At 35.5% G+C, this 24,045-nt stretch carries 19 protein-coding genes and 1 pseudogene; 12 read left to right on the forward strand and 8 right to left on the reverse strand.

Annotation, left to right across the window (positions count from 1 at the left end; all coding sequences use genetic code 11):
• Window positions 1–125 precede the first annotated feature (125 nt).
• The 7 genes from AC3WRL_RS01085 to AC3WRL_RS01115 form a co-directional block, all read right to left on the reverse strand.
• Window positions 126–1,208, reverse strand: coding sequence for a M20 family metallo-hydrolase (locus tag AC3WRL_RS01085; RefSeq protein WP_492329549.1), 1,083 nt, complete (start codon window positions 1,206–1,208; stop codon window positions 126–128).
• Window positions 1,183–1,977 carry an acetylglutamate kinase gene (gene argB / locus AC3WRL_RS01090; protein ID WP_214833294.1) on the reverse strand — a complete coding sequence of 265 codons (795 nt, stop codon included), beginning with the start codon at window positions 1,975–1,977 and terminating at the stop codon, window positions 1,183–1,185. The genes AC3WRL_RS01085 and argB overlap by 26 nt, the downstream gene beginning before the upstream one ends.
• 6 nt (window positions 1,978–1,983) lie before the next feature.
• Window positions 1,984–2,946: an N-acetylornithine carbamoyltransferase gene (locus AC3WRL_RS01095; RefSeq protein ID WP_492329550.1), complete on the reverse strand. Its 963-nt coding sequence runs from the start codon at window positions 2,944–2,946 to the stop codon at window positions 1,984–1,986.
• Window positions 2,947–2,993: 47 nt separating this feature from the next.
• A complete protein-coding gene (locus AC3WRL_RS01100; RefSeq protein ID WP_492329551.1) occupies window positions 2,994–4,136 on the reverse strand; it encodes an aspartate aminotransferase family protein in 1,143 nt (380 codons plus the stop codon).
• A 129-nt stretch (window positions 4,137–4,265) separates the two neighbouring features.
• Window positions 4,266–5,231, reverse strand: coding sequence for an N-acetyl-gamma-glutamyl-phosphate reductase (gene argC / locus AC3WRL_RS01105; RefSeq protein ID WP_261511510.1), 966 nt, complete (start codon window positions 5,229–5,231; stop codon window positions 4,266–4,268).
• The gene (gene argG, locus AC3WRL_RS01110) at window positions 5,228–6,424 is read right to left on the reverse strand and encodes an argininosuccinate synthase (RefSeq protein ID WP_214833302.1); all 1,197 of its coding nucleotides are present in this window, start codon (window positions 6,422–6,424) and stop codon (window positions 5,228–5,230) included. Before argG ends, argC begins: the two co-directional genes overlap by 4 nt.
• Window positions 6,396–7,085, reverse strand: coding sequence for a GNAT family N-acetyltransferase (locus AC3WRL_RS01115; protein WP_214833304.1), 690 nt, complete (start codon window positions 7,083–7,085; stop codon window positions 6,396–6,398). The genes argG and AC3WRL_RS01115 overlap by 29 nt, the downstream gene beginning before the upstream one ends.
• A gap of 158 nt (window positions 7,086–7,243) precedes the next feature.
• Here AC3WRL_RS01115 and AC3WRL_RS01120 point away from each other — a divergent pair, with 158 nt between their 5' ends.
• From AC3WRL_RS01120 to acs, 9 genes and pseudogenes are all read left to right on the forward strand, one after another.
• Window positions 7,244–7,660 (forward strand): IS1/IS1595 family N-terminal zinc-binding domain-containing protein, encoded by a 417-nt coding sequence (locus AC3WRL_RS01120; protein WP_214833306.1) that lies wholly within the window; start codon window positions 7,244–7,246, stop codon window positions 7,658–7,660.
• A gap of 216 nt (window positions 7,661–7,876) precedes the next feature.
• Window positions 7,877–9,256 carry a porin gene (locus tag AC3WRL_RS01125; RefSeq protein ID WP_214833308.1) on the forward strand — a complete coding sequence of 460 codons (1,380 nt, stop codon included), beginning with the start codon at window positions 7,877–7,879 and terminating at the stop codon, window positions 9,254–9,256.
• A 59-nt stretch (window positions 9,257–9,315) separates the two neighbouring features.
• A complete protein-coding gene (locus AC3WRL_RS01130; RefSeq protein WP_492329552.1) occupies window positions 9,316–10,896 on the forward strand; it encodes an MFS transporter in 1,581 nt (526 codons plus the stop codon).
• A 43-nt stretch (window positions 10,897–10,939) separates the two neighbouring features.
• Entirely contained in the window at window positions 10,940–11,167 is a 228-nt protein-coding gene (locus tag AC3WRL_RS01135) for a DUF6814 family protein (RefSeq protein ID WP_089025812.1), read from the forward strand.
• A gap of 77 nt (window positions 11,168–11,244) precedes the next feature.
• Window positions 11,245–11,439 carry a hypothetical protein gene (locus AC3WRL_RS01140; RefSeq protein ID WP_214833312.1) on the forward strand — a complete coding sequence of 65 codons (195 nt, stop codon included), beginning with the start codon at window positions 11,245–11,247 and terminating at the stop codon, window positions 11,437–11,439.
• Window positions 11,432–14,125: an ATP-binding protein gene (locus AC3WRL_RS01145; RefSeq protein ID WP_492329887.1), complete on the forward strand. Its 2,694-nt coding sequence runs from the start codon at window positions 11,432–11,434 to the stop codon at window positions 14,123–14,125. Before AC3WRL_RS01140 ends, AC3WRL_RS01145 begins: the two co-directional genes overlap by 8 nt.
• A gap of 15 nt (window positions 14,126–14,140) precedes the next feature.
• Complete coding sequence (locus AC3WRL_RS01150; protein WP_214833314.1) at window positions 14,141–14,506, forward strand: response regulator transcription factor; 366 nt, start codon at window positions 14,141–14,143, stop codon at window positions 14,504–14,506.
• Between the two features lie 190 nt (window positions 14,507–14,696).
• Entirely contained in the window at window positions 14,697–16,595 is a 1,899-nt protein-coding gene (locus AC3WRL_RS01155; RefSeq protein WP_492329553.1) for an AMP-binding protein, read from the forward strand.
• Between the two features lie 43 nt (window positions 16,596–16,638).
• Window positions 16,639–18,555: pseudogene (acs, locus tag AC3WRL_RS01160) on the forward strand (acetate--CoA ligase); the annotation flags it as partial.
• Window positions 18,556–18,614: 59 nt separating this feature from the next.
• Here the strand turns inward: acs and AC3WRL_RS01165 are convergent.
• Window positions 18,615–19,880: a T9SS type A sorting domain-containing protein gene (locus AC3WRL_RS01165; protein ID WP_492329554.1), complete on the reverse strand. Its 1,266-nt coding sequence runs from the start codon at window positions 19,878–19,880 to the stop codon at window positions 18,615–18,617.
• Between the two features lie 247 nt (window positions 19,881–20,127).
• Between AC3WRL_RS01165 and AC3WRL_RS01170 the strand changes: the two genes are divergently transcribed.
• The 3 genes from AC3WRL_RS01170 (at window position 20,128) to nhaA (ending at window position 24,004) form a co-directional block, all read left to right on the forward strand.
• Entirely contained in the window at window positions 20,128–20,493 is a 366-nt protein-coding gene (locus AC3WRL_RS01170; protein WP_214833323.1) for a hypothetical protein, read from the forward strand.
• A gap of 110 nt (window positions 20,494–20,603) precedes the next feature.
• Window positions 20,604–22,814: a RelA/SpoT family protein gene (locus AC3WRL_RS01175; protein WP_492329555.1), complete on the forward strand. Its 2,211-nt coding sequence runs from the start codon at window positions 20,604–20,606 to the stop codon at window positions 22,812–22,814.
• A gap of 2 nt (window positions 22,815–22,816) precedes the next feature.
• Window positions 22,817–24,004, forward strand: a complete 1,188-nt coding sequence (gene nhaA, locus AC3WRL_RS01180; RefSeq protein ID WP_214833327.1) for a Na+/H+ antiporter NhaA — start codon at window positions 22,817–22,819, stop codon at window positions 24,002–24,004.
• Window positions 24,005–24,045: the final 41 nt, after the last annotated feature.

A 24,045-nucleotide genomic window follows, 5' to 3' on the forward strand; every position in this document is an offset into this window, starting at 1 on the left:
CAAAACATTTAAAAACTAACTAAAACCAATATTTTTTTTTCAGATTTCAGATACTAGATATCAGATGCTAGACTTATTTAATCCATTGAAATGTCTGATAACTTATGTCTGAGATCTTACGTCTTTTATAACACCTTTTCTAAAATCCGGATATAAATTTCAATTCCTTCTTTTATTTCACTGAGTTCTATATATTCATCCGCCGTATGAGAGCGCCTACTGTCTCCGGGACCCATTTTAACAGAGGTACAAGGTATGATTGCCTGATCTGAAGAGGTTGGAGATCCGTACGTTGTCCTTCCAATTGCCAAACCAGCCTGCACAAAAGGGTGATCCAATTCTATTTTCGAAGAATTTAACCTGAAGGATCTTGCCGTAAGGTTTGATTTCATTTGTGATTGAATAATTTCAAAAACTTCTTCATTGCTATATTCATCCGTCACTCTTACATCCAAAGTAAATTGACATGCTTCAGGAACTACATTATGCTGAACTCCGGCATGAATGGCAGATAGCGTAATTTTAACTTCTCCCAGATAATCTGAAACCTTTGGAAACTTAAAATTTGTAATATGCTGCAAATCCCGCATACATTTTATAATAGCATTATCATTATTAGGATGAGCAGCATGAGAAGCTGTACCCTTCATTTCACCATCAATTACCAAAAGTCCTTTCTCAGCAATCGCAAGGTTCATCTGCGTAGGTTCTCCTACAATAGCCAATTCCACATTGGGCAGTTGTGGAAATAAGGCTTCAATCCCATCAAAACCTGAAATCTCCTCCTCTGCCGTTAAAGCAATAACTAAATTATATTTTAAATCTCCTCTTTCATAAAAATATAAAAACGTCTGTGCTAAAGAAACCAGAGAAGCCCCGGCATCATTACTACCCAATCCATATAATTTTCCCTCTTTTTCAATTGCTACAAACGGATCTAAAGTATAGGCCTTATTAGGTTTTACCGTATCATGGTGTGTATTCAGCAATACAGAAGGTTTAGCCTCATCAAAATGTTTATTGACCGCCCAGATGTTATTTTTAAAACGCTTCGCAGGAATTCCGTGTTTTTGAAAAAAACTTTCTATTTCTACAGAAGTATTATATTCATCCTTGCTGAATGAAGGCATTTCAATCAGTTTTTTAAGCAATTCAATTGCATTATTGAATAACTCTTCTTGATTATAAACAGATTTCAGTTCCTGCATGATGATTTTCTATATGGTTCTTCAATTGGGTTTCTTTAATTAAGAAAACCTTATTTACATTATTTTTAATGGCTCCAAGTGCATTTTCAAGTTTCGGCAAGATCCCTTTATGCAATTTTCCTGCTTCTTTTAAAGTTGAAAAATCTTCCTGAGATACACTTTTAATAACAGAATCAGGGTCATCAACATCTTCCAATACCCCTTCTTTATCAAAACAGTACAACAATTCAACATCATATATTTCTGATAAAGACTGAGCAATTACCGAAGCAATGGTATCTGCATTGGTATTTAAGAGATTTCCTTTCTTATCATGCGTGATGGCAGAAAAAACAGGAACGAGATCAAGATAAAGAAAATAAGAAAGCATTTTTTTGTTGACGCTTTCCTCATCAATATCACCAACAAATCCAAAATTAATTTCAGAGTGATTTCTCTTTTTTGCCTGAATTACATTAGCATCAGCACCTGAAAGCCCTAAAGCATTACAATTTCTGTACTGTAGTTTCGAAACGATATTTTTATTAATATTTCCCGCATACACCATTGTCACAATATCTAATGTCGATTTATCCGTAATTCTTCTTCCATTGACCAACTGCTGAGTTACTCCCAATTTAGCCGCCAGTATCGTTGCCAGTTTTCCACCACCATGAATCAGAATTTTCTTTTCCTTAATATTGGAAAATTCTTCCAGAAACTGATTCAGCATTACCTCATCATCAATCAAGGCACCTCCTATTTTTACAACAAAAAGTTTCTCTTTCATAATAGATTATTTACTGGATTTGATTTCATCTAAAATCTCACTAAACACAGCCTGTGCAGAGAAAATACGGTTTTTAGCCTGCTGATAAATAATCGAATTTTCACCATCCATTACTTCATCACTTAGTTCTACATTCCGACGAACCGGAAGACAGTGCATGACCTTTCCATTATTCGTTTCTGCCAGCTTTTCAGCAGTCAGCATCCAATTTTCTTTTACTTCAGGTATGGCAGCATATTCATCAAAAGACGACCAGTTTTTAACATAGATAAAATCAGCATCTTTCAAAGCTTCTTCCTGATTATGAATAACCTTGGTATCTTTTGTAAAATTTTGATCCAGATCATACCCTTTAGGATTCGCAATGACAAAATCCACATCCATTTCCTGCATCCACTCAGCAAAAGAATTTCCTACAGCCTGAGCAATTGGCTTAATGTGTGGAGCCCAGGTCAATACAACCTTTGGCTTACGCTCTTCTTTCCAGTTTTCAGTGATGGTGATACAGTCTGCTAAACTTTGCAAAGGATGACGGGTTGCCGATTCCAAAGAAATTACCGGAACTTTTGCATGTTTCAGGAACTGACTTAAAATACTTTCATTTACATCATCTTCCTTGTTTTTCATTCCCGCAAAACAACGAACCGCAATAATATCACAGTATTGATTCAACACCTCGATAGCATCTTTGATATGCTCTACAGTATCGCCATTCATCACCGCTCCATCAGCAAATTCAAGATTCCATGCTTCCTGGGCTGCATTTAGTGTTAAGACATTTAATCCCAAGTTTTGGGCTGCAATCTGACTGCTTAAACGGGTTCTTAAACTTGAATTTAAGAATACCAATCCTATAGTTTTCCCCTTTCCTTTTTCAGTTTCTGAATGGGGGTTTTCTTTTATAGATAAAGCTTTTTTTATGATTTCCTGTAAGTTTTCAATATCACTTACAGCGGTAAAATTTTTCATTTTATTAAAATTTGAAAGTCTGAACCAAACTTTTGAAGTTTGAATATTTAATCTATTTGATGAAGGACCTCTTTCAAAGCATTAATGAAAAGATCAGTCTCTTCTTTTTTAATGGTAAGAGCCGGAAGAATTCTCAGCACAGCTTTATCATTAGAATTTCCTGTAAAAATATGATGATCATAAAGCAGGCTTTTCCTCACCTCAGCGCAATCCCTGTCAAGCTCTATCCCGATCATCAATCCTTTCCTTCGAATAGATTGAACATGTGGAAAATCTTTAATTTCATTTTCAATATAATTTCCCATGCTTTCAGCATTATCCATAAGATTTTCATCTTTCATCACATCCAGAACGGCAATCGCTGCAGCACAAGCTAAATGATTTCCACCAAAAGTAGTTCCCAGTAATCCATTGCTGGCTTCAAATTTCGGATGGATCAAAACACCACCAATCGGAAAACCATTTCCCATTCCTTTAGCTGTTGTAATTATATCCGGCTGAGCACCAAACTCCTGATGTGCAAAGAAATAACCCGATCTTCCATATCCGGATTGTACTTCATCCAAAATCAAAACAGTATTATACTGCTCGCACAGTTCTTTAATTTTAGATAAAAACTCTGCTGTTGGAATCATAATCCCACCTACTCCCTGGATTCCTTCAATAATTACAGAAGAAATATCATCCCCATGAGTTTCAAAAACCTTTTCCAGCTGCTCTACATTATTCCATTCCGATTTGATGAATCGTTCAGAATAATTAACGGGAGCCACAATTTTTGGATTATCTGTCACAGAAACTGCTGCAGAAGTTCTTCCATGGAAAGACCCTGAAAAATAAAGAACTTTGCTGTTTCCATTATGGAAAGAAGCCAGTTTTAAAGCATTCTCATTGGCTTCTGCTCCTGAGTTACACAGGAAAAGATTATAATCTTCATAACCTGATAACTTCCCTAATTTCTCAGCAAGTTCCATTTGCAGCTCATTTTGAACAGAATTAGAATAAAAAGAAATTTTATCTAATTGATCTTTAAGTTTCGTTTGATAATGCGGATGATTATGACCAATAGAGATCACAGCATGACCACCATAAAAATCAAGATATTTTTCTCCCTTATCGTCCCAAAGAAATGATCCCTGAGCCTTTACAGGATTTATATTAAATAATGGATATACGTTGAATAAGTTCATGTTTTTTTAAATTGAAAGTTGATAATTGAAAGTTTAAAGTTTGGTTTACGAATTCCAGCATCCGAGATTGAGATTGATTTGATTAACGATCTTGTTTATTATCTGCTATCTGCTACCTCTTCATTATTTTTAAAAACCTATTGGCTTTAAGTTCAATCCTGTCCTCTCTTCCCAGCCCATTGCAAGATTCATATTTTGAACCGCCTGTCCGGAAGCTCCTTTTAATAAATTGTCGATCGCTGAATGAATAACGACCACATTTTCATTCTTTTCTATATGAATCACACAGCGATTCGTATTGACAACCTGTTTTAAATCAATTGCCCTCTCATTAACCTTTACAAAAACTGCTTCTTCATAAAATTCCCTATATAATTGCTCCAAATCTGAAAGCTTCAAATCTGATTTAACCGTTGAGCTGGTAAAAATCCCTCTCGTAAAATCTCCACGCCATGGAACAAAATTTAAGCTAACCTCTTTATCATTAAAAGAATTCAATTGCTGTAAAACTTCATCCACATGCTGATGTGTCAATGTTTTATAAGCAGAAATATTATCGTTGCGCCAGGTAAAATGCGTTGTTGACTGTAAAGACTGCCCAGCACCTGTAGAACCTGTAATTCCGGTAGTAAATATTTCATTGAGCAATCCTTTTTCAGCTAATGGCAATAAAGCCAACTGAATTGCTGTCGCAAAACAACCAGGATTCGCAATACTTTTAACTCCTAAAAGATTTTTTTTATTGATTTCCGGTAATCCATAGATAAAATTTCTATCTGCAAATTTCCCATCTAAACGGAAATCATTTCCCAGATCAACAACCAGTGTATCATCACTAACAACATTTTGACTTAACCAATTCTGACTTTCCTTATGTGGTAAGCAAAGAAAAAGAATATCAACTTGTGAAGGCTTATTTGCTAAAACCATATCACAAACCGTCGTTAAATCCGGATACAGATCTGAAATCTTAGTACCCGAATTAGAACGACTATATAAAAAACTCAATTTAATATTAGGATGAAAAGCTAATAAACGAATCAATTCACTACCAGTATATCCGTTAGCCCCAACAATTCCTACCGTCTTTATCATGCTTTCACTCCGTTAATCTGATGATAAATATTTAGGGAATTGCTCACGATTTTAGTATAACCTTTCACATCTTCACCACTCCATGCTCGATTAGCTTCTCCATAGCTTCCAAATTTATCAGACATCAGATCATGTTCAGATTCGATTCCGTTCAGAACAAATCGGTATAGATAAAGTGTTACAAAAACTTTCCCTGTTACCATTCCCTGAGAGTCAGATAAGAAAGATTCTATATTTCTCATTACCGGATCTAGAAACAATGCTTCATGAAGCCAGTTGCCATACCAATCGGACAACTGCGATTTCATCATTTGCTGATATTTAGATAAAGTATGCTTCTCTAATAAATGATGCGCTTTGATAATGACTGATGCAGCAGCAGCTTCAAATCCTACTCGTCCTTTAATTCCAACGATCGTATCTCCTACATGAATATCACGACCAATACCGTAAGCGGAAGCCAGTTCTTCAATCTTCTGAATCGCATAGACAGAATGGCTAAAGTATTCGCCATTCACTGCTACAACTTCTCCATTCTTAAATTCTATTTCCAGTTCAGAAGGTTGGCTCTCTTTAATTTGTGAAGGAAAGGCTTCTTCAGGCAGATAATTTCTTGAAGTCAATGTTTCTTTTCCACCTACAGAAGTTCCCCAAAGTCCCTTATTAACCGAATATTGAGCTTTATGAAATTCCATATTATAACCATGACTTTTCAGGAATTCAATTTCTTCTTCTCTTGACAATGCCATATCACGAATCGGCGTAATGATTTCCACATTTGGAGCCATCACCTGAAAGATCAAATCAAAACGCACCTGATCATTGCCTGCTCCTGTACTTCCATGAGCAATAGCATCAGCCCCAATTTCCAAAGCACATTTTGCAATCTCCTGAGCCTGAATGGTGCGTTCAGCACTTACGGAAAGCGGATAGGTATTATTTTTCAATACATTCCCGAAGATCAGATACTTTACACAAGAATTGTAGTAATCTTCCTGAGCGTCAATACACCTGTAGTTTTTCACCCCAAGATTCAGGGCTTTCTTTTCCAGTTCCTTTTCTTCTTCTTTAGAAAAGCCCCCTGTATTTACAGTTACTGCATACACCTCATATCCAAGTGTTTCACTAAGATATTTAGCACAGTAAGAGGTATCTAAACCACCACTAAACGCTAAGATTACTTTCTTTTTCATCTGTCTTCTTTTTCGTATTGTTATTTACAAGATCTAATTCATCAGCCGTGATTTGTTCTGAGGACAAAAAACTTTCCTGAATCATTTCCTTGTTATATTCTTTTTGGGGATGTTCATTTCCAACCCCGTTAATTACATTATTTTGCGGAACGAAAAGCATCGCTGTACATAAACAGTTCTTACGTTCCTTCTTCATTAAAATTTCATAATTCACACAGTTCTTACACCCATTCCAAAACTCTTCATCCTGCGTCAATTCAGAATAAATAACCGGTTTATATCCTAAGTCACTATTGATTTTCATCACCGCAAGCCCTGTCGTTAATCCAAATACTTTAGCGGTCGGATATTTGTCTCTTGATAATTGAAAAACCTTATTCTTTATCAAAGTGGCAACACCTCCGTTCCTATATTTTGGAGATACAATAAGTCCTGAATTTGCCACAAACTGACCATGTGACCAGGTTTCTATATAACAGAATCCCACCCATTCTCCATTTTCAGTAGCAACCACGGCATTACCTTCTGAAATCTTTTTACTTAAATATTCTATGGAACGTTTTGCGATCCCCGTCCCTCTCCGTTGTGCAGAATCATACATTTCCTGCTGTATTTCACTCACATACATTAAATGCTCGCATGAGGAAATTTCTATTTCCATTTATTTATCTGAATTTTTTGGCAAATTTAAAGCATAATAACTTTAAAAACCAAATTAAAAAGATATTATTTTTGTTTAAATCAATTTTACAAGATAATATATCTTATTTGAAATATATAATTTTGCTAAATTATTATATATTTGCTAAAATACTATATATGGAAAATAAATGTCCCAAATGCAATAGCACTAATTTCGTAAAAAGCGGGGTTATTAATGAGAAACAAAGATTCCATTGCAAAGACTGTAAGTATTATTTTACTGTAAAAAAAATAGGAAAACAAATTGATGATTATTACGTAACCAAAGCTCTCCAACTATACCTTGAGGGGCTAAGTTTTCGTGAAATAGAAAGAATTATCGGGGTTTCTCATGTCACGATCAGCTCGTGGATCAAAAAGTACAACATCACCAGACCGCCTCATTCTGAGTTCCATCCCGTATATAAAATTTTAAAACAAAATGAACTTATTGAATATATGTCCAATGAAGAGAATATTAAAAACTCCGGATTAATTATTACCCAATTTGCAGATAAATACATGTTGATCAAATGGGAACGATTTAAAAAATAAAGACTAAAATTGTAAAATTACTTATTTGCGAAAACTGTTTTAAACAAGCCACCACCTAACTCGAATCCTAGATCGCGAAACTTTTAACTCTCAACAAGTAACCTGCGATACAGGTAATAACTATATACTTACCAATAATATATATTAAATTTTTATAACTAAATTATTAATTACAATTTGGCTTTCACAAAATTAAAGCCAAAAAATTGATAATTTATGAAGAAAATACTCACTTTTATTGGATTAGCTCTAATCAGTAATTCTCTATACTCCCAAGGATCACCAGATTATGGAAATGGGTTAAAAATAAATCTAAATCCAGAGGGAGATAAATTTGTCAGATTCATTTTATGGGACCAGTTCTGGCTAAGAAATTCCCAAATGAATCCCGGAAGTATGGTTGGAGGCGAACCCACAGACAATACCTGGAGCGTAGGAAACCGAAGACTTCGGGCCTTAGCCTATGCACAGGTCACCAAAAGATATATGATCTTGCTTCATTTCGGAATTAACAATCAAACCTTTATTAATGGCGGAGCAACAGGAACAACAGGAACAGGTGGTTACGGAAATGGGAAAAAGCCACAGCTTTTTTTCCATGATGCATGGAACGAATATGCCGTAATTATGCCTGGAGAAGCAGGTAAATTCAGCCTAACCTTAGGAGCCGGTCTCCATTACTACATGGGATTATCCAGAATGACAATGGCCTCAACCCTCAATTTCCTTACCCTTGATTCTCCTGTTTTTTCATGGCCTTTAATTGATAGTTCCGATCAGTTTGCAAGACAGCTGGGAATGTTTGCTAAAGGAAAATATGGAAAACTTGAATACCGGTTAAGCTTAAATAAGCCCTTCGCTACTGATCTGGTTCCCGTAAATGTTACGGATCCTTCAAGAGCTATTGCCGTAGACAATAACGGAAACCCTAGTTTTTCGAAAGCAGGATATTTAGAATATCAGTTTCTAGATGAGGAATCTAACACGCTTCCTTTCAAAGTTGGATCTTATCTCGGAACTAAAAGAGTATTCAATGTTGGTGCAGGTTTTTACCACCAGGCAGACGGTACAAGAACTTCAGTGAATTCCAATATTGAAAAACATGATATTACCCTTTTAGCTGTTGATGCTTTTGCAGATATTCCATTAGGAAATGCTAAAAATAAAATGGCTGTTTCAGCTTATGCCGGGTATTATAATTATCAGTTCGGTCCTAATTATGTACGAAATCTAGGCACCATGAATATTGCTGCTACCGATCCAAATTTTGTTGGACAAAAAGCAATTGCCGGTCCCGGAAATTTACAGCCTACGATCGGAACAGGTAATATTATCTACGCACAGGCCGGTTTACTATTACCAAGTCAGGCAGAAAAACCGAAGATCAGAATTCAACCTTTCGCAGCCTACACCCATAAGAATTTTGAAGCTTTTGATAAATCCTCTTCTCAATTTGATGTCGGAGCCAATTGGTTCATCGATGGTCATCACGCAAAGATTACCACACAGTATTCAACGAGACCTGTTTACTATAATCCTACTGAAAAACCAAAATCAAAAGGAGAATTTATTGTGCAGTTTCAGATTTATCTATAAAAAGGATGATCGAATATACTTTTTAAAAAAAATTTAATTAACATCAAAAATCAAGTGATATGAGCGATACTCATCATGAAAATTACGAGAATATGACTGAAAAGCAGAAAAACAGAACCATCTGGAGTGTTATTACTGCATCATCTCTCGGAACATTGATAGAATGGTATGATTTCTATATTTTCGGAAGTTTAGCCGTTGTATTGGCTACCAAATTCTTTCCATCAGACAATCCTACAGCTGCATTTTTATCTACTTTAGCGACTTTCGCAGCGGGATTTGTAGTGAGACCATTTGGAGCTTTATTCTTTGGAAGATTGGGAGATATTATCGGAAGGAAATATACTTTTCTTGTCACACTATTAATCATGGGGTTTTCCACTTTCTTAATCGGATGTATTCCAAGTTATGAAACCATTGGATTCATGGCTCCTGTTCTGGTTTTAATTTTAAGATTATTACAGGGATTAGCATTAGGAGGCGAATACGGGGGTGCTGCCACTTATGTTGCTGAATATGCACAACCACATCGAAGAGGATATTGGACCTCATGGATCCAGACTACCGCAACGGCAGGGTTATTTATTTCATTGATTGTTATTCTAATCACTAAAAACACCCTTTCAGCAGAAGAATTTGATGGCTGGGGTTGGAGAGTTCCATTCTGGATCTCTATTCTAATGGTTGGCGTTTCTTATGTCATCAGAAAAAACATGAAAGAATCTCCTCTTTTTGCAAAAGCTAAAAGTGAAGGTAAAACCTCTAAAAATCCTTTAAAAGAAAGTTTTGGAAATAAATACAATTTCAAATTTGTTTTACTGGCCTTATTCGGAGCTGCGATGGGACAAGGAGTCATCTGGTATACGGGACAGTTTTATGCAATGAGCTTCCTGCAAAAGGTAATGAATGTTGAATCTGCACAGGTAGATTCACTAATGGCTACGGCCTTACTTTTAGGAACTCCATTCTTTGTATTCTTTGGGTGGCTTTCTGATAAGGTTGGTCGAAAAGCCATTATGATGACCGGAATGCTGGTTGCTATTTTAGCCTACCGTCCTATTTATGACAGCATGTATAAAAGTGTTAATATAGAAAGTAAAACCATTGCCACAAACGGAATTACAGAAAAGAGAACTGCTAAAATCCATAAAGATATCGCAAGCGACAGCCTGGTCACCTTCCATAAGGAAACGCTGTTTACAGATGGTACTTTAATTAAAAAAGACAGCATCGTTCATTGGTCAGCAAGTGGTCTGGTAATAAAAGACGGTAAAACGGAAGAACCAAAAGTTTCTCAATCGTTGAAACTTAATGACGACACGAAATGGTATCTGGTCTTTATGGTGTTTATTCAGGTGATATTTGTAACCATGGTTTATGGACCCATAGCAGCATTCCTTGTAGAAATGTTCCCGGTACGAATCCGCTACACCTCAATGTCATTACCTTACCATATTGGTAATGGGGTATTTGGAGGACTTCTTCCGGCAGTGGCTACTTATCTGGTAACAGCAGGAAAAGATGCCGGCCATCCTACCTGGTATCTTCAGGGGCTTTGGTATCCTATAGGAGTTGCAGGCGTCTGTTTGTTGATCGGATTATTTTATCTTAAAAGGAAAAACAATAATATTCACGATTAGGAACGGAATCACTTAAATTTTTATTAATTTTAAAACTACTAAAATGAACGGACTAAAAAAAATATTAGGCATTCTATGGATTTTAATTGCTTTGGTTGTGGGCTATTTTGGGATAACCGTATTAGGTATTCCAAAAATAACCTCAGGAAAGCAGGAGGATCTGGTATTTGGCATTATTATCCTTTTTGTATTGATGCCAATTATTTCAGGTGGACTAGCCATTTTTGGTTATTATGCTCTAACAGGAGAATATTCTGATGACAAAATTTAATTATAAATGATATATGATAATTGATGAATGATCTATATTAAATCTGTTCATCAATTATCTTTTATCAATCATCATTTATGAAGAAGAGACACGAACAAAAACTGATCATCTTAAGCATTGGATTAATGATCGCTTTCAGTATTCCCATTTCATTGTTATTTAACAGTGAAAAAGATACTTTTGGTTATCCAATAATTCTGATCTATATATTCGCTGTCTGGATGCTTTCTATCATCATATCTTTTATAATTGTAAAAAAGTATGATGAGTAGTTTTGCCCTATTTGCTGTTGTTCTCCTTTATCTGGCTCTTCTATTCCTGGTTGCCTATTTGGCAGAAAAGAAAAAAAGTAAGCTCTGGATCAACAATCCCTATATCTACGCATTATCATTAGCCGTTTACTGTACAGCATGGACTTATTATGGAAGTATAGGCGTTGCGGCAACAAGTGGATTAAATTATTTACCTATTTATGTTGGTCCTATCATTGTTATTCCCGCATGGATCTTCATTAATACCAGAATTGTGCGGATTTCCAGGATCAATAAAATAAGCAGCCTAGCAGATTTCATCTCTTTGAGATATGGTAACAGCAGAAACTTTAGCGCTATTATTACTATTGTTTGCCTTCTAGCCATTATTCCGTATATCGGATTACAGATTAAAGCGATCTCTGAAACTTTTCACCTGGTAACAAAGACTCCGACATCTCAAAATATACTTACGGACAACGCGACATTTGTTGTTGTTTTAATTGCTTTGTTTTCATCATATTATGGAACCCGGTATGTAGACGCTTCAGAAAAACGCCTTGGAATCATCTCTGCTATTGCCTTAGAAAGTTTTTTAAAATTATTTTTCATTATCATTCTCGGATTATTTGTTATCTATTTTGCCTTTGACGGTTTTTCAGATATTTATGAAAAAGCGAGCAAATTTGAGGACTTTAAACAGAAAAATACTTTTAATGGAATTGAAGGAGCCATGAACTGGATGATCTTGTGCATGATCTCGGGAACGGCGATCTGTATTCTTCCCAGACAGTTCCATACAGCTATTGTAGAAAACAGACAGGAAAAACATATAAAAACAGCGATCTGGTTTTTTCCGCTTTATCTTTTAATTTTTACCATTTTTATTTTTCCTATTGCCTGGGGTGGAAGGATTATTTTTGATGGACAAAATGTAAATCCTGAGTTTTACTCTATATTAATTCCACAATATTTTGACAATACATTAATTACCGTTTTGGTTTTTCTTGGTGGCTTAAGTTCATGTATCTCTATGATCATCATATCGGCTATTACTTTATCGATCATGCTTTCCAACAACCTCATCATTCCCTATGGACTGCTTGGGAAATTTAAATCTGAGAATGAGACTCAGAACACCCGAAACATTACCAATATTAGGAAAATAAGCATTTTTGCTTTAATTATTATGGCTTTCGCCTTCTACAAGTATTTCATCCTTAAAACCTCATTAGATTCTGTAGGACTAATCTCATTTGTAGTAATTGGTCAGCTGGCACCTGCATTTTTTGGCGCTTTATTTTGGCGTAGAGGAACTTATAAGGGTGCTGTTGCAGGACTTCTTGCCGGATTGGTAATTTGTTACTTCGGCCTAATTATTCCTCAATATTATTTCTCTTACAATCAAGAGCTCAAAGGAGTTTTGAGAGATATTTATAACATTTTTGATGTCTTTAGCATTCCTTATTTAAGCAGGATTCCGGAAATTTTCTTCTGGTCTATTTTAATTAATACGGGATTATTTACTATTATTTCTGTTAGCGTTAAAGGAAACTACAGGGAAAGAAATTTCGCTGAACTTTATGTGGATGTTGATAAATATATTCAAAACCATGAGAATGCTTTCATCTGGCGCGGTACTGCTTATGTTTCAGATATCAAAAATATCCTGGAACGATTTTTAGGTAAAAAGAAAACGGAACAGGCATTGAGAATATTTAATTTAAAATACAATATTGATTCCCAAACTGAAACTGCAGATTCGAGATTTATTAAATTTTCTGAAAACCTTTTAGCGGGAAGAATAGGAACCGCCTCTGCTAAAATCCTAATTGAAGGTGTCACAAAGGAGGATAAAATATCTTTAAAAGAAGTTTTAGATATACTGGAAGAATCTAAAGAGAATATTACTTTAAACAAAAAGCTAACAGAAAAATCTGAGGAATTAAAGCAACTTTCAGAAGAGTTAACTGTAGCTAACGAAAGTTTAATTATTAAAGATCGCCAAAAGGATGACTTCCTGGATTCTGTTGCGCATGAGCTGAGAACACCCATTACAGCAATTCGTTCCGCCGGGGAAATCCTGGCTGATGATGACGATATTCCTTTAGATATTAAAAGGGAATTTTTAAACAATATCATTACAGAATCTGACCGGTTAAGTGAGATCATCAACGATATCCTTTATCTTGATAAATTAGAACATGGTGAAATTGCTTTAAATATTAAACAGAATAACATCCTTGACACCTATAAAAAAGCGCTCAATCCACTACTTCATTTGATACAACAGAAAGATATCCACATCAGTGAAGTGGACCTTCTCAGCGAACATTTGTTTGAATATGATGAAGCAAGATTCATTCAGTTATTTCAAAATATTCTTGGAAATGCTTTAAAATTTGCAGATGATCAGGGAACGATACAAACGAAGTTTTCTAAAAAAGAAGATCATTTGGTCATAACCATTTTCAATACGGGAAAAAAGATCCCGGAAGAAGATCTGGAAATGATTTTCAACAAATTTTATCAATCTAAAAATCAGAATATTTTAAAACCTACAGGAAGCGGACTTGGACTTGCCATCTCAAAACAAATCGTTGAAGCCCATCAAGGCTCAATACTTGCTGAAAATAATGGCTTAGGTGTCACCTTTACGATAAGCTTTCCTGAAGATATAAAAGAAAATCAAAATGAAGTTGAATAACCATACAAACACATTATGAAAAAGATAATCATAGCAGACGATGAGCACAAAATATTAATGTCCCTGGAGTACAGTTTTAAGAAAAACGGTTATGATGTTTTCATTGCCAGGGATGGAACGGAAGTATTAGAATTTTTAAAAGACATGGTTCCTGATGTTATTTTACTAGATATCATGATGCCTAATCTCGATGGATACAGTACACTTGAAATAATCAAAGAACAGGAAAGGCTAAAGAACACAAAAGTAATCTTCCTGAGTGCCAAAAACAATCCAAAAGATATTGAAAGAGGACTGAAAATGGGTGCTGACGCATATGTTACCAAACCATATTCAATCAAGAAGCTGATGCAGCAGATAGAGGAATTGTTTGAGGTATAAGAGTCAGGATAAAAGTTGAAAATGAAGCGTTATTATTTTACATAATCAAAACATATATCCTGTCATTCAGAATGCAGCAAGGGGAATAAGGAATCTAAACTTAAAATATAGTTAACCAGAGTCTCCTAAAAGACAGCTCCCAGTTGCCTGCAGTGACAGAACCAGCAAAATACGAAACACAATTATTGATATGAATGCAGACGATTTATTTAAAAGAAGTATAGAAGACAAAGAAAATTTCTGGAAAGAACAAGCTCAGGAAATCAGTTGGTTTGAGTTTCCTGGTCAGATTCTTTCACAAAATGAAAACAATTACACTGAATGGTATTCCGATGGAAAACTTAATATTTGTTATTTATGCATAGATAAGCACGTTGAAGATGGCTATGGTGATCAAATTGCCATTATTTATGATTCTCCGGTTACTGATCAGAAGATAACATACACTTTTAACCAGGCACAAGAAGAGATTTCAAAATTTGCAGGTGGTTTGGTTTCTCTGGGATTAGAAAAAGGAGATACAGCGGTAATTTACATGCCGATGATTCCGCAAACCCTTTTTGCCATGTTAGCATGTGCAAGAATCGGAGTCATCCACAATGTTGTTTTCGGTGGTTTTGCGCCTCACGAACTTGTGGTAAGAATAGATGATTGCAAACCAAAAGCTTTGATCACAGCTACTGCAGGAGTTGAGATTGCTAAAAGAATCCCTTATTTACCATTGGTAGAAAAAGCAATTGAATTAGCCCAGGATAAAGTAGATCACATCATCGTTTACAACCGGAAACTAATCGATAACCAGGACGAAATGTTTGATGGATTAATAGATTATGAGGCACTTATTCGGCAATCTTCTTCCGTAGCCTGCGTTCCTGTAGCATCTACACACCCACTCTATTTATTATACACCTCAGGAACTACAGGAAAGCCTAAAGGAATTGTCCGTGACACGGGAGGCTATGCTACCGCTTTGAAATTTTCCATGAAATATATTTATGGAATCGAACCTGGAGAAACTTATTGGGCTGCATCTGATTTTGGATGGGCTGTAGGACACAGCTTCTCTGTTTATGGACCTTTACTGAACCGTAATACCACCATTGTTTTTGAAGGGAAACCTATTATGACTCCAGATGCAGGAACTTTCTGGCGTATCATCTCAGAATATAAAGTTTCTGCAATGTTTACTGCCCCAACTGCTATCAGAGCCATAAAAAAAGAAGATCCTAATGGTGAATTGGTTAAAAAATACGACCTCTCAAATCTCAAAAAACAGTTTCTTGCTGGTGAACGCTGCGATGTTGCTACCTTAGATTGGTTCAATGAGCATATTGGAGTTCCCGCCATCGATCATTGGTGGCAAACAGAATCAGGTTGGCCAATGCTTGGATTACTGACTTTTGATGATCATTATAAGATTAAAAGAGCTTCAGCCGGAAAACCGATCCCCGGATATGATATTAAAATCTTTGACGAAAATGGTTTTGAACTTGATCCACACCAGGAAGGTTATCTGGTTATCAAACTTCCTCTTCCTCCAGGTGCTCTTTTAGGAATCTGGAAAGATTATGAACGCTTTCAAAGTAGTTATTTATCTCAATATAAAGGTTATTATTTTTCAGGAGATGGTGCTATACAGGATGAAGATGGATACTTCTTTATCACAGGAAGAGTGGATGATGTAATCAATGTCGCAGGACACAGGCTTTCTACCTCAGAAATGGAAGAAATTGTTTCTTCACATCCACAGGTTGCAGAATGTGCTGTGGTAGGAATTGATAATGAATTAAAAGGACAGGTACCTTTTGCTACTGTTGTTTTAAAAAATGGGTCTACAATCTCCGAGGAAGATTTAGAAAAAGAAATTATTAAAATGGTTCGTGAGAAAATAGGAGCTGTCGCTTTTTTAAAGAATGTTATGGTTGTGAAACGCTTACCTAAAACCCGCTCAGGAAAAATTTTACGGAAACTCATCAGAACACTTTTAGATGGTAAAGAATTTCAGGTACCATCTACTATAGATGACGATCAGATCATAGAAGAAATACAAGAAAAAATCGTGGATTACAGGACTAAATTCACAAATTAAACATAAATTTAAATATCAATAAAATTCAAATTTCAAAAACAAAAGGGATATGAGAAATTACTTAATAGAAGATTTACCACATTATTTTGAGGAATATAAAAAGTCTATTAAAAATCCTAAAAAATTCTGGGATAAAATAGCTGATCAAAATTTTGTCTGGTACCAAAGATGGAGCAAAGTGGTTAAGTATGATATGAATGAGGCAAAGATCACTTGGTTTAAGAATGCTAAATTAAATATTACAAAAAACTGTATCGACAGGCACTTGAACGAAAGAGGAGATAAAACTGCGATCATCTGGGAACCTAACGATCCAAAAGAAAAAGCACAGCACATATCTTATAACGAATTATATACCCGTGTCAATAAAACAGCTAATATCCTAAGGGAAATGGGTATTGAGAAAGGAGATCGTGTCTGTATCTATCTTCCGATGATCCCTGAACTAGCAATTACCATGTTAGCGTGTGCAAAATTAGGAGCTGTACATTCTGTTATTTTCGCAGGCTTTTCAGCTAATGCTGTTGCTTCAAGAATAAATGATTGTGGAGCAAAATTGGTGATCACTTCCGATGGAAGCTACAGGGGAAATAAAGTTTTAGACCTAAAAAGCATCGTAGACGAAGCTCTTGAAAAGACTCCAACCATCGAAAATGTATTGGTGGTAAAAAGGACAGATAATGAAATCAAAATGAAAGAAGGCCGAGACCATTGGCTTTCTGAACTCTATGAAACAGCTTCTGCCGATTTCGTCACTGTAATTATGGATGCAGAAGATCCGTTATTTATCCTTTATACTTCCGGATCTACAGGAAAGCCTAAAGGAATGCTTCACACCTGTGCAGGATATATGGTGTACACCGCATATACTTTTAAGAATATTTTCAATTATCAGGAAAATGACATTTACTGGTGTACTGCAGATATTGGCTGGATCACAGGACATTCTTATATTCTTTATGGTCCATTACTGAATGGAGCGACCACCGTCATTTTTGAAGGTATTCCGACTTATCCGGAGCCTGACAGGTTCTGGGAGGTCATTGAAAAACATAAAATCACTCAATTTTATACTGCACCTACTGCCATTCGTTCTTTAGCAAAAGAAAGTGCAGAATGGGTGGATAAACATGATTTAAGTACCCTGAAAGTAATTGGATCTGTTGGAGAACCTATTAATGATGAAGCCTGGCATTGGTTTAACGATCATGTAGGAAGAAAAAAATGTCCTATTGTAGATACCTGGTGGCAAACAGAAACAGGAGGAATTATGATTTCACCGCTTCCGTTTATAACCCCTACCAAACCCACCTACGCTACGCTGCCACTTCCAGGTGTGCAACCTGTTTTAATGGATGACAAGCGTAATGAGATTACCGGAAATCAGGTTACAGGAAATCTTTGTATCCGTTTTCCATGGCCTGGTATTGCCAGAACGATCTGGGGTGATCATCAAAGATATAAGGAAACTTATTTCACCGCTTTTCCCGGGAAATACTTTACCGGTGATGGTGCTTTGAGAGATGAAGTTGGATATTACAGAATCACAGGACGTGTTGATGATGTGATCATTGTTTCCGGACATAATTTAGGAACTGCTCCTATTGAAGACAGCATCAATCAGCATCCTGCAGTCGCAGAATCTGCTATTGTAGGCTACCCCCATGATATCAAAGGGAATGCTTTATACGGCTATGTCGTTTTAAAAGAAACAGGAGAAGGCCGTCAAAGAGAAAACCTTAAAAAGGAAATCAATCAGCTTATTGCCGATCAGATCGGACCTATTGCGAAACTTGATAAGATCCAGTTTGTTTCAGGACTTCCTAAAACACGTTCAGGAAAAATTATGCGTAGAATTCTTAGAAAAATTGCTGAAGGAGATTTTAGCAACTTCGGAGATATCTCAACTTTATTGAATCCTGAAATTGTCGAGGAAATTAAAAACGAAAGACTAGATTAATCTAAATAGACAGGTATAATAAAAAGGCGTAGAAAATTTCTACGCCTTCTTTTATCAATTTACTCTTTTATGATTTTAATAGCTTGTCTTCCGAGATTAGAATGCACATTGAGTAAGTAATTTCCTTTAGGATAATTAAAATCCAAAGAATATTTTTTCATTCCTTTTTCACTGATGTTATCTTTCAGAATATTTGTGATAAACTTTCCAGACCCATCATATAAACCAATAATAACATGGTCCGAGTGTTCAAAATGAATATTTAAATTCAGTTTGTCTTTAACAGGATTTGGAACAACATCAATCTGAAGTTTTCCTTCCGAATGGTCATCTGTACTTTCATGTATTCCAAGATTTCCGGTGGTCATTTTATAAATACTTTTTCCAGCTGCGTAAGCGAGACTGTTATTAACAAAAAAAATCCTGTTCAAAGATCCTCCTACACCCGTATTGTTCCAGGTAGTACCTCCATCAAAAGTTTCATAGAAGCCTGTGTTATGTCCACCCATCCAACCGTGTGTTGCAGAAGTAAAACCAACAGCTTGCACATAAGTATCTGGAAAATCCTTAGTTTCCCAGGTAAGTCCCCCATCCAATGATTTTAACAATCTACCAATATTCGGGGACTCTGCTTCAATGGAACAAAATATTTTATTATTATCCAGAAGCTGCATTTTCCAAACGTATTCAAACGGAATGTTACTGTTATAAATTTTCGTCCAACTTACCCCTCCATTAGTAGTTTTAAGAACTACTGCTCCATCATCATCACTTCCAGCTGCAAAACCAATATTTTCATCGATAAAAGTAATTTCTACTAAGGCCGTAGCATATGCAGACATGTCAATATATTGCCACGTATTCCCACTATCCGTTGATTTTATAATATAAGCGGGATAAAACCAAGCTCCACATCCATAAACAGTAGAAGTTCCTACACAATCCAAACCACAGATCCCCTGAGGATAGGGTGATATATTATTGACTCTTTGCCACGAACTTCCTCCATCTGTAGTTTTATAGAAATTATTGTTCAAAGTTCCTAAAAAGCCAATATTTTCATTTAAAAACTCAATATTTCGATAATACTCATTTGGAGTGGAACTTACAACCTGTTGAGTCCAGGTGCTACCGGCATTGATCGTTTTAAAAACAGCAGCACTTCCTCCACGTGCAGCCCAACCTACATTTTCATCAAGAAAAAAGACGTCATCATATCTTCCAACCCCACTAGCAGGCGGTGGATTAGAAAAAGCGGTCCAATTATATTGCTGCGCATCTAAGAACGAAGACAACAAAGAAAAAGCAAGTAAAATTCTCTTCATAGTTATTTATTTTTACCGCTAATTTGAGCTTTTTAAGACAAGTACACAATAGTCCTGAAAACAATTAATACAGCAACTGATCAAGTGCTAATGTCTCAAAAAATTCAAACATTCGATTGATAGAGATCATCAAACATTTTAACATAAAATTATAGATAAACTACTATATAGTTAATTTTATTACATTTTATTCAAAAAAATTGAAATTTAATTATTACCTTTAAGTAGAAATTTAAAACACACGATCATGACAAAAATATTAGCCGGATTATTTCAATCTCACAGTGATTATAAAAAACTTGAAACAGACCTGGAAAGCTCTGGTTTTGGAAACTCAGATTACATTGTATATCTCGAAGACCATCCTCACGGCTCTCAATATTTAGCAAGTGTCGCCGTAAATGATCTTGATCAGACCGACAATGCACGGAATATATTCAGTCAAAACTCTGTTCTGAAAACCTATTTATTTGAAAATATGGGTATCGAACAGGCTGATTACCATAACTTAAAAAAATACATTGACGCTCGAAATAAAGCCGAAATCCACAATAGCCCTGATGTCAAGATCAAAGGTTCAAGCCATGGCATTGACTCCGAGGTAAAATTCTAATAAAACTAAATTCTAATAACCGAAAATCCGTAGAGCTTTCTGCGGATTTTTTGTAATTTGAAAACTGGGAAAATTTTCGTATTTTCGTTTAAATATAGGCATTTACACAAATGAGTTACGACTTAGAACAGGAGAATAAAGAGATACTCGCAAGATATAAAGATCTGATTTCTAATACCTACAGGACTCTTGATGAGGAAAACAACAAGCTCATCCGAAAGGCATTTGATATTGCACTAGATGCACATAAAGATCAAAGAAGAAAATCTGGTGAACCATACATTTACCATCCTATTGCTGTGGCTAAAATTGTAGCAACAGAGATCGGTTTGGGAGCCACTTCTATTGCATGTGCATTACTACACGATGTTATTGAGGATTCTGATTATACTTTTGAAGATATAAAGAAGATTTTTGGCGAAAAAATAGCCAATATCGTTAATGGATTAACCAAGATATCCATTATGAATCATCAGAATATTTCTGTGCAGTCTGAAAACTACAGAAAGCTTTTACTAACGTTATCTGAGGATTTCAGGGTTATTCTGATCAAAATTGCAGACCGTCTTCACAATATGCGTACCCTGGAGAGTATGGCTCCTGATAAACAAAAGAAAATTGCTTCAGAAACCGTTTATATTTATGCACCACTGGCACATCGTCTCGGGTTATATAACATCAAATCGGAGCTTGAGGATCTTTCTTTAAAGTACAACAATCCAGAAGTTTTCAATGAGATCACGGAAAAATTAGAATTAGCTAAAGAAAATCGTGAAAAATACATTGAGGAATTCAAAAAAGAAGTTTCGGAAAGATTACAGGAGGAAGGATTGAATTTCAGTATAAAGGGTCGGGCAAAAGCAGTCTCTTCTATTTACCGAAAAATGCTTAAACAAGGTGTTTCTTTCGAAGAGGTTTTTGATAATTATGCCATCAGAATTATTTATAGATCTGATGCTAAAAATGAGAAATTTCTAGCCTGGAAGATCTACTCTATTGTAACGGATGTATACCACAGTAATCCATCGAGAATGCGTGACTGGATTACTCAGCCCCGTTCTACAGGGTATGAAAGTTTACACCTTACGGTCCTTGGTCCGGACAAAAAGTGGATCGAGGTACAAATTCGTTCTGAAAGAATGGATGAGATTGCAGAAAAAGGTGTGGCTGCCCACTACAAATATAAGGAAGGCTATAAACAAAGTACGGATGACAGAAATTTTGAAAGATGGGTAACAGAGATCCGGGATGTGCTGGAACAACAACAGAATCTCTCCACTTCTGAACTTTTAGATAATATTAAACTTAATTTATATTCGAAAGAGGTTTTTGTATTTACCCCAAAAGGTGAAATTAAAATTCTACCAACAAATGCAACAGCACTGGATTTTGCCTTTTCTGTACACTCCGATTTAGGAATGAAATGTTTAGGGGCAAAAATCAATGGTAAGCTGGTTCCTATTTCTTATGTTCTTCAAAATGGTGATCAGGTTGATATTTTATCTTCTCAAAATCAAAAACCAAAATCCGACTGGCTGGAATTTGTAGTAACATCAAAAGCGAAATCTAAGATCAAAAGTTATCTTAATTCGCAAAAGAACCAATTGGTAGAAGAAGGAAAAGAAATTTTACAAAGAAAACTTCGTCATGCCAAGATCAATTTTAATGATGAGGAGATCAACAAACTTCAAAAATTTTTTAATTTAAAAACATCTCAGGAGTTATTTTTAAAATTCCAGAGTAATGAATTAGATGTTAGCAGTTTAAGAAGATATATAGAGAGCAAAAACGTTTTCAATAACTTGCTGTCAAGATTTAGAAAATCGCCCCCGAAAAATGTTCATTACGAAGAGCCGAAGGAACAAAACCTTGATATGATCGTCTTTGGTAAAGATGAAGAAAAACTAAACTATACATATGCAAAATGCTGTACTGTAATTCCTGGTGATAAAATTTTCGGATTCATTACGATCTCAGATGGGATAAAAGTACACAGTGATAATTGCCCCAATGCGATTAACCTTAGAGCCCAATATGATTACCGGGTTATTCCAGCCAAATGGGTAAATGCAGAAAGCTTTAAAAACAGAGTGAAAATTGATATTGAAGGTCTGGACAGAATGGGAATGATCAATGATATTACTGCTGTCATCAGCGGAACAATGGGAATGGATATGAAAAGTATGTCTATCGAATCCAATAATGGAGTTTTTATGGGAAATATTACCCTGGAAGTAAAGAATAAGGGACAACTTGAGGAAACTTTTAAAAAGCTTAAAAATATTAACGGAGTTTCGAGAGTGAGACGATTACAATCTTAAACATGAATTTATCAATTTACTTTAAAAAATTTTTCAATAACAGTCAATCGTCAGGAATAATCCTTATTTTTTGTGTTGTCGTGTCTTTACTGATTGCCAATTCAACATTAGCAGGCAGTTTTCAAAACTTATTGGATAAGGAGACAGGCATCGATCTTTTTCATTTAAAATATCCAATCCACATATGGATCAATGATGGCCTTATGGCTATTTTCTTTCTTTTGGTTGGTCTGGAAATAAAAAGAGAATTGGTAGAGGGAGAGCTTTCATCTTTCAAAAATGCATCCCTCCCTATTTTTGCAGCTATAGGCGGAATGTTGGTTCCGGCAACAATTTATACTCTTTTCAATTCAGGTACAGAATACAGCAACGGATGGGGAATTCCAATGGCAACGGATATTGCATTTTCCTTAGCACTTATTTCTATGCTGGGGAGTAAGATCCCTAACTCTATCAAGATCTTTCTTGCTGCCCTTGCTATTGTTGATGACCTGGGCGCTATTTTGGTGATTGCCATTTTTTATACAGACCAGATCCATTGGATATATTTAATTTTATCCTTTGGAATTGTCGCTCTGCTTTTTCTTTTAAACTTTTTAAAGGTTACAAAACTTGTTTTCTACATCGTTCCCGGTTTATTTTTATGGTATTTTTTACATCATTCCGGAATCCATGCTACCATTGCCGGGGTATTATTAGCATTATCAATTCCTACGAATGCGTCCAATGTTAAAATATCTCCTTTAGAAAAACTAGAGCACACATTACATCTCCCTGTAAGTTTTATTATCATGCCTATATTTGCTTTAACCAATACCAATATTACATTTCACAATGGAATGGTTGAAGGTCTGGTAAGTACATTAGGACTGGGAATTATAGGTGGTTTGGTTATAGGAAAATTAATTGGTATTAATTTATTCTCATTTATTGCTATTAAACTTAAATTAAGTTCACTCCCACATAACAGTTCATGGGCACATATGCTGGGGGTTGGCTTACTGGCAGGAATTGGTTTCACGATGTCTATTTTCATAGCTCTGCTTTCATTCAAAAATGAAATTGAGATTCAGGATGAGGCAAAATTTGCTATTCTAATCGCATCATTCTTATCTGCCGTTTTAGGAGTTACCATACTAAGTATGAGTTCTAAAAGAAACAGATTCATTAACGAAGATAATGAAGAGTAATATTGAAATATAAAAGAGAGCTATTGGGCTCTCTTTTTGTT

This window comes from Chryseobacterium sp. FW101-FHT12H09 (assembly GCF_058790395.1).